Raw genomic sequence first — 1,013 nt, forward strand, 5'->3', positions numbered from 1 at the left:
CCCATTGCGATCAAAAGGTAAAAGCCTAGTACCGTGGGGGGTAAAATTAAGGGTAGAGAGACCAGGGCAGATACAGGTACTTTTAGCCAAGATTTTGTGCGGGCAAGCCACCACGCAAGTGGCGTGCACATGACTAATAAGCTGATCGTAACAACTGTAGCAAGTTTTAATGTGACTAATATGGCTGAATAATCTGCTTCAGAAAAAAACATATCGCTGCTTAATTGTGCTGATTGTCTAGAGTGATGTCGGGCACGTTATACGAAAAGCCTTGTATTATCTCCCTAGCTTTGCCTTGTTTAAGATAGTTATAGAAAGCAATGGCAGCAGGGGACTTGTTTGCTCGACTTAGTAGAATAGCATCCTGCTTTATCGGATCATATAGCTCAGAGGGAATAGAAATACATGCTTCTGACTGAATATTGTCTGAAGAGTTTGCTTGAGCTTTTGCAATAAAGGCTAGGTTAACGTTACCACTGATCAGAAACTGGAAAGTTTGCGCAATATTCTCGCCGCGAATCCATTTGTTACGATCAGTTTGGTCTATTTCAAGTTGTTCTAATACTTGTTGGGCAGCGCGTCCATAAGGGGCAAGCTTAGCATTAGCTAATGCTATTTTCTTAATCTGCGGCGCTTTTAGTATATTTGACAAACTGGCGTCAGAAATAGGGGTGTTAGCGCATAGTGCCAGCCGTCCGATCGCATAAGTGAACTGTGACTCTGGTAGGGTAAGGTGCTTAGCGCTGAGGAAGTGTGGTGACTTTTGATCGGCCGACAAGAATAGCTCGAAAGGAGCGCCGTGAGTAATTTGTGCGACCAACTTACCCGACGATCCATAGGAGGCATGGATCTTGTGCTTGCTTTCACTCTCAAAGTTTTTAATTAAAACTTTGGCGGTGGAGATAAAGTTAGAGGCAACCGCGATATTGGCGCTTTCGCTCCACACCTTTGTAGAGCAGGAGAAAATAACCAGGCTTGCCAGAAAAGCTTTGAGCCAGCTTATTGGGTAATTG

At 44.0% G+C, this 1,013-nt stretch carries 1 protein-coding gene and 1 pseudogene; both read right to left on the bottom strand.

Going from position 1 to position 1,013, the window contains the following annotated elements:
* Positions 1-212 (bottom strand): annotated as a pseudogene (locus A3756_RS28900) (molybdate ABC transporter permease subunit); the annotation flags it as partial.
* 8 nt (positions 213-220) lie between these two features.
* Positions 221-1,013: molybdate ABC transporter substrate-binding protein (modA, locus tag A3756_RS24180; RefSeq protein WP_082865481.1), on the bottom strand; the 793-nt coding region annotated here is incomplete at its 5' end.

Source organism: Oleiphilus sp. HI0086, from assembly GCF_001635225.1.